This window comes from Kribbella sp. NPDC020701, assembly GCF_055562215.1.
This window is the reverse complement of the sequence record NZ_JBVHFT010000067.1, coordinates 1-1,436: the sequence shown is the minus strand read 5'-3', so window position 1 is coordinate 1,436 and position 1,436 is coordinate 1. Positions and strand designations below refer to the sequence as shown.

1 protein-coding gene is annotated in these 1,436 nt (G+C 66.9%); it reads left to right on the top strand.

The features are described 5' to 3' along the window. Positions 1 to 112: 112 nt before the first annotated feature. Positions 113 to 1,411, top strand: coding sequence for an IS701 family transposase (locus tag ACZ3HV_RS44545; protein ID WP_465693954.1), 1,299 nt, complete (start codon positions 113 to 115; stop codon positions 1,409 to 1,411). The last annotated feature ends 25 nt before the right edge of the window (positions 1,412 to 1,436 follow it).

Below are 1,436 nucleotides of genomic sequence, written 5' to 3'. Positions count from 1 at the left end.
CTAGTACTCCAGCCGTAGTTCGTGATCTGCGGTGTGGCAGTGTGGCGGTCCAGGACGTAGCACAGCCACCGGTTGATGATCTCGGGTTGTGTGGACTCAAGACGGTCGCGCGGTGGCTGCGTGCCATAGCGTAGACCCTGATAGTTGGCAGCGTGGTTTCGACGAGCTGGTGGGGCGGATCGCGTGCCGGTTTGTCCGGGTCGAACCGCGTCGGCGGGTTGGGTTGTTCCTGCTGGGGTTGCTGGCCGGGTTGCCGCGGGTGAACTGCTGGACGATCGCCGAGCATGCCGGTGAGGTGTCCCCAGATGGCATGCAGCACCTGCTTGCTCGCGCGGCCTGGGACGCCGACGCGGTCCGCGACGACCTGCGTACCTACGTTGTGGATCACCTGGCCGATCCCGGCGCGGTGCTGGTGGTGGATGAGACCGGCGACCTGAAGAAGGGCACCCACACTGTCGGGGTACAGCGGCAATACACCGGGACGGCTGGCCGGATCGAGAACGCCCAGGTCGGGGTCTATCTCGTGTATGCCGCCACGCGCGGGCACGCGTTCATCGACCGGGCCTTGTATCTGCCGAAGTCGTGGACCACAGATCCTGACCGGTGTCGCGCCGCGGGAGTTCCCGACGACATCAAGTTCGCCACCAAACCGGCGCTTGCGCGGGAGATGATCACCCGGGCGCTGGACGCGGGCATCCCAGCGGCGTGGGTGGCTGGCGATGAGGTCTACGGCGCCGACTCCAAGCTGCGCGCAGGTCTGCAGGAGCGCCGGATCGGCTATGTCTTGGCGGTGGCCTGCGATCATCAGGTGACCACGCTGGCCGGCAAACACGCTGCCAAGGCTCTGGCCCGCCGTCTGCCGTCACGGGCTTGGAACCGGCTCAGTGCAGGAGTTGGCGCGAAAGGTCAACGCTGGTACGACTGGGCGCTAATCGACGTCACTGACGCCGAAGTCCCCGGCGGCCACGCCTTGCTGGTCCGCAGATCGATCAGCACCGGCGAACTCGCGTTCTACCGCTGCTACACACCCACCCCGGTGCCACTGGCGACCCTGGTCGCGGTGGCCGGGCGCCGGTGGACGATTGAGGAGGCTTTCCAAGCAGGTAAGGGATTGACCGGCCTGGACGAGCACCAGGTCCGCCGCTGGACGTCGTGGCACCGCTGGACCATCCTGGCGATGCTCGCCCACGCCTTCCTCGCTATCACCGCCGCCGCACAACGAGCCGAGACCAACTCGGCTCCCGGGCTCATAGCGTTGACCGCGAACGAGATCCGGCACCTGTTCACCAACCTGCTCGACCACGCCCGCCGCGACATCGCACACCTACTGCACTGGTCACGGTGGCGACGCCGCCACCAAGCCCGCGCCCGCGACTGCCACCACCGCCATCAGGCAGGCCAACTCGCCTGATCACGAACTACGGCTGGAGTACTAG